This window comes from Mesorhizobium sp. M4B.F.Ca.ET.089.01.1.1 (assembly GCF_004022605.1).
GTDB classification, from domain to species: Bacteria; Pseudomonadota; Alphaproteobacteria; order Rhizobiales; family Rhizobiaceae; genus Mesorhizobium; species Mesorhizobium abyssinicae.
In genome coordinates, this window is record NZ_RZOS01000409.1 from 1 (window position 1) to 5140 (window position 5140).

Annotated in this window: 3 protein-coding genes and 2 pseudogenes; 4 read left to right on the forward strand and 1 reads right to left on the reverse strand. The window is 64.5% G+C overall.

Translation table 11 applies throughout. The features are described 5' to 3' along the window. Positions 1–652: pseudogene (locus EN780_RS27150) on the reverse strand (peptidoglycan-binding protein); the annotation flags it as partial. Between the two features lie 499 nt (positions 653–1151). On the opposite strand from EN780_RS27150, the gene EN780_RS27155 reads away from it, so the two are divergent. The 4 genes and pseudogenes from EN780_RS27155 to EN780_RS27170 all read left to right on the forward strand — a co-directional run. Then, on the forward strand, positions 1152–1610 hold the full coding sequence (locus EN780_RS27155; RefSeq protein WP_127285335.1) for a MerR family DNA-binding transcriptional regulator: 459 nt from the start codon (positions 1152–1154) through the stop codon (positions 1608–1610). A 231-nt stretch (positions 1611–1841) separates the two neighbouring features. Continuing rightward, positions 1842–3638: an acyl-CoA dehydrogenase gene (locus EN780_RS27160; RefSeq protein ID WP_128275836.1), complete on the forward strand. Its 1797-nt coding sequence runs from the start codon at positions 1842–1844 to the stop codon at positions 3636–3638. A 52-nt stretch (positions 3639–3690) separates the two neighbouring features. Beyond that, on the forward strand, positions 3691–4863 hold the full coding sequence (locus EN780_RS27165) for an acyl-CoA dehydrogenase family protein (protein ID WP_128275837.1): 1173 nt from the start codon (positions 3691–3693) through the stop codon (positions 4861–4863). A gap of 33 nt (positions 4864–4896) precedes the next feature. Continuing rightward, positions 4897–5140 (forward strand): annotated as a pseudogene (locus EN780_RS27170) (acetyl-CoA C-acyltransferase); the annotation flags it as partial.

Consider the following 5140-nt stretch of genomic DNA (forward strand, 5'->3'; position numbering starts at 1 on the left):
CCCAGCGGCGGTCGACCGCGCGCACGCTTTCCTCGCGCGCCAGCGTGTCCAGCGCGCCCTTGACCTGCTCCAGCTCGAGCCTGAGCAGGTTGACGCTCCGGTCGTCGCTCTTCTCGGCCAGCGTCTGGATGGCGCCGGACAGCCGCTCGAATTCGAGGCCGAGCTCGGCGCTGCCCTTGCCCGCCTGGCCATTTGCCTGGAAGGCGCGCTCGATGTCCTGGCGAAGCGCGTCGAATTCGCGCTTCAACCCGGCGGTCATCTGGTGGCGCAATTCCTCGCGCAGGCCGCGCAGCTCGCCGGCGATCTTGCCGACCACGGCGACGCTGTCCTCCTGGCCGCGCACGCGGTCGATGTCGCGGGCGATCGCCTGATAGTTCTGTTCGAAGGCGGGCGCCGCGGGCGCCGGCGCTTTTGGCCGCGGTGCCGGCTGCGGGTCGTCATACCAGCGCGGCTGCTGGCCAAAGGGCTGGGCGCTGGCGTAGCGCGGTTCCGGCTGGCGGCGAGGGTCGAGGCGCTCGGCCGTGTCCTCGCGCGTCCGCTCCAGCCGCTGCTCCAGCGTTTCCAGCGAGCGGTTCAGCTGCTCGAGCGTGGTGTGCGGCCTGCGCTGCCTGCCGGCATTGAGAGTATCGAGATAGGACCGCTTGCTGTTCATCGATGCGCCCGTGTTCAGAATGGCCGGCTCCTGGCCGGATTCCCCAAAGTCCCGCCGGGACGAAGGCGACCGCGCGGTTCTGCTGCGGCGGAGGCCAAGCCTCCCGGGCCTTTCGCCCGCGCTTCGAAAACCGTGAAAAATTCGCTACAGGATAACCACGGGTGACCGACATGCGCACATTTCACCCAACGTGGTAAACAACGCGTTAACCAAGCTTAAGAACTTGCATATGCCTTTCCGTTCCCGGAGCGCCTCCTCAAAAACCGTTCCGGATTTCAGGATCGCCCGCCAATGGGTGCGGCATAACGTTCTTAGCCTAGAACGCCCTTGCGTCATGAGCCGGCAATCGGTATAGAATTGACGTAAACGTAAGAGGTGCGCAGATCCCGCCTTTTGCGATTTTTTTGTTGAAACCACGACTGGAAGCACGCCCCCGCTTCCACTCAGGCGACGCAAGGTCCGGGACCGCGTCGCCACCAGACGGGGAAAGCCAGTGACCATGAAACTTGTTTCGGCCGGCGAAGCCGCGGCCAACACCAATGACATATCGACTGAAACCGGCGAGGACCTTGTCCGCATCGGCGAGATGGCCAAGAAATACGGCGTGACGTTGCGCACGCTGCGTTTCTACGAGGACAAGGGCCTGCTCAACCCGAAGCGCGACGGTTCGACCCGTCTCTACACGCGCCGCGACAGGGCACGGCTGAAGCTGATCCTGCTCGGCCGCAAGGTCGGGTTCTCGTTGCGCGACGTCAAGCAGATGATGGATCTCTACGATCCGACCGGCTCCAACACCAAGCAGTTGCGGCTGGCGCTCGACAAGTCAGAGAAGCAGCTCGCCCGCTTGCAGAAGCAGCGGGCGCTGATCGACGACGCCATCAACGAATTGAGCACTTCGATGACGGCGGTGCGCCAGATGCTGATGGATCGCGCGCCGCAGGCGAGCGCCGCCGGTTAATCGCTTCGCCGATTTCCGGCAAAGCAGATGACGAATGAGAGCCGCGCGACCTGGGTTGCGCGGCTCTTTATCTTTTGCGGCCACGCATCGAAAATTTTCCGGCTGCGACAAGATTGACGTTTACGCAAACGTCAATATTTGCTATCGGGGCGTCGACATTGGCTCAGCCTCCGATCTGCGCTTTGATCGAGAACTTGCTGGCAGGGCCAGACCGCAAGGGTGGAGGAAGGCATGACGATCTACAGGGCGCCGATCCAGGACACGCTGTTCGTGCTCAACGACGTGCTGGGCTATCAGCGCTATTCCAACCTTCCCGGCTTCTCCGACGCGACGCCCGATGTACTCGAGGCGATCCTTGCCGAAGGCGCCAAGCTTGCCGAGAACGTCATGCATCCGCTGAACCGTGTCGGCGACATGGAAGGCTGCGTGCGCCATGGCGACGGCTCGGTGACGACGCCCAAGGGCTTCAGGGAGGCTTTTGACCAGTATCGCGAGGGTGGCTGGATGGGGCTCGCCGCGCCGGCCGAGTTCGGCGGCCAGGGCCTGCCCTACACGGTCCACACGGCGGTCTCCGAATATATGGTCTCTGCCAACATGGCGCTGATGATGTATCCGGGCCTGACGCAAGGGGCCATCGCCGCCATCATCACCCACGGCACCGACGAGCAGAGGGCGACCTGGCTGCCGAAGCTGGTCGAGGGCGCCTGGACCGGCACCATGAATCTCACCGAGCCGCATTGCGGCACCGATCTCGGCCTGCTGCGCTCCAAGGCGGTGCCGAACGCCGACGGCACCTACAGGATCTCCGGCCAGAAGATCTTCATCTCCGCCGGCGAGCACGACATGTCGGACAATATCGTCCACCTGGTGCTGGCCCGCATCGAAGGGGCGCCGGAAGGCGTGAAGGGCATTTCGCTGTTCATCGTGCCGAAGCTGAAGCTCGATGCCTCGGGCAATCCCGGTCAGAGGAATACCGTCTCCTGCGGCTCGATCGAGGAAAAGATGGGCATCCACGGCAATTCGACCTGTGTCATGAACTATGACGAGGCCGAAGGCACGCTGCTCGGCGAGGCCAATGGCGGGCTGAAGGCCATGTTCACGATGATGAACGAGGCCCGGCTCGGCGTCGGCCTGCAGGGGCTTTCCCTGTCGGAGATCGCCTACCAGAACGCCGTCTCCTACGCCAAGGACCGGCTGCAGGGCCGTTCGCTGTCCGGAGCCAAGGCGCCGGACAAGAAGGCCGACCCGATCATCGTCCATCCCGACATCCGCCGCTCGCTGATGACCATGAAGGCTTTCAACGAGGCCGGCCGCGCGCTGGCGCTGTGGACGGCGATCAAGTCGGACGTCGCGCACCGCGCCGGCGACGACAAGGACCGCCAGGCGGCTGACGACTACACCGGCCTGCTGACGCCGGTGGTCAAGGGCGTGCTCACCGACAAGGGCTTCGACCACGCCGTGATGGCGCAGCAGGTCTTCGGCGGCCATGGCTACATCGAAGAGCATGGCATGAGCCAGTTCGTGCGCGATGCCCGCATCGCCATGATCTACGAGGGCGCCAACGGCATCCAGGCGCTCGACCTCGTCGGCCGCAAGCTGGCGCAGAATGGCGGCCGCGCGGTGCAGGCCTTCTTCAAGGAGGTCGCCGAGTTCTGCGAGGAGAACCGCGCCGACGAGAAGCTGGCGCCCTTCACCAAGGCGCTGAAGAAGGGTCTCAACGACCTGCAGGCGGCGACCATGTGGCTGGTGCAGAACGCCATGGCCAAGCCTGACAATGCGGGCGCCGCCTCGACCGACTATATGCATCTCTTCGGCCTGGTGGCGCTGGGCTATATGTGGGCGCAGATGGCCAGGGCCGCGGGCGTCAAGCTGGCGGAACGCGCCAATGGCGCCGCGTCCTTCTACGACAACAAGCTGGTGACCGCGCGCTTCTTCATGGAGCGGATCATGCCGGAGACGGCGACGCGGCTTGCCCGCATTTCCAGTGGCGCGGACACGCTAATGGCGCTGCCGGCGGAAGCGTTCTAGGTTCGGCGGGCCGGCAAGGCCGGCCCACAACTGTCGGAACGCGGAGGAAATCGTGGCGACAAATCCAGCCGAAATTCTTGGCTTGCCAAAACCCGCCTGGGCGGCGGACGAGGTCGGCATGCTCTACGACATGGCGTCGCGCTTCATGTCGGAAGAGATCGCGCCGCGCTACGACGAGTTCGAGAAGAACGAGATGGTCGACCGCGAGAGCTGGCTGAAGGCAGGCGCGGCCGGCCTGCTCTGCGCCTCGATGCCGGAGGAGTATGGCGGCTCCGGCGGTACCTTCGCGCATGAGAGCGCCATCATCGAGGCGATCGGCCATGTCGGCGTCGACGGTTTCGGCATCGGCCTGCACAATTCGATCGTCGCCCCCTACATCCTCCATTACGGCTCCGAGGAGCAGAAGAAGAAATGGCTGCCCAAGCTCGCGACCGGCGAACTGATCGGCGCCATCGCCATGACCGAGCCCGGCGCCGGCTCCGACCTGCAGGGCGTCAAGACGCGCGCCGAGAAGGACGGCAACCACTACAAGATCAGCGGCTCCAAGACCTTCATCACCAACGGCCAGCTCGCCAACCTGATCATCGTCGTCACCAAGACCGATCCGGAAAAGGGCGCCAAGGGCACCTCGCTCATCGTCGTCGAGACCGACCAGGTCGAAGGTTTTCAGCGCGGCCGCAACCTCGATAAGATCGGCCTGAAGGCCAACGATACCTCCGAACTGTTTTTCAACGACGTGCGCGTGCCGACCTCGAACCTGCTCGGCCACGAGGAAGGCAAGGGTTTTGTCCAGCTGATGCAGCAATTGCCGCAGGAGCGGCTGCAGATCGGTACCGGCGCGATCGCCATGATCGAACGCGCGCTCGCCTTGACCATCGACTACGTCAAGGAGCGCAAGGCCTTCGGCAAGGCGGTCATCGATTTCCAGAACACCCAGTTCAAGCTGGCCGAGCTGAAGACCGAGGCCACGATCGGCCGCGTCTTCTACAATGACTGCGTCGCCCGCCACATCGATGGCGGCCTCGATCCGGTCACCGCCTCGATGGCCAAATACTGGCTTAGCGACCTGCAGGGCAAGGTGGTCGACGAGTGCCTTCAATTGCACGGCGGCTATGGCTACATGAATGAATACCCGATCGCCCGCATGTACCGCGACGCGCGCGTCCAGCGCATCTACGGCGGCACCAACGAGATCATGAAATTGCTGATCGGGCGCTCGCTCTGAGCGCGCCGAGCGGCAAACCCAAGGAGCAGGAAAATGGCCGAAGCTTACGTCTATGACGCCGTGCGCACGCCGCGCGGCAGGGGCAAGAAGGATGGCTCGCTGCACGAGGTGCCGGCGGTGCGGCTCGCCGCCAAAACGCTCGAGGCGCTGCGCGACCGCAACGGCCTCGACACCGGCACTGTGGACGACATCATCTTCGGCTGCGTCGACCCGGTCGGCGAGGCGGGCTCGGTAATTCCGCGCGCCGCCGCCTTCGAGGCCGGCTACGACACCAAGG

Coding starts and splice junctions, on each gene's coding strand:
- EN780_RS27160 (WP_128275836.1), top strand. CDS start 1,842: ATGACGATCTACAGGGCGCCGATCCAGGACACGCTGTTCGTGCTCAAC.
- EN780_RS27155 (WP_127285335.1), top strand. CDS start 1,152: ATGAAACTTGTTTCGGCCGGCGAAGCCGCGGCCAACACCAATGACATA.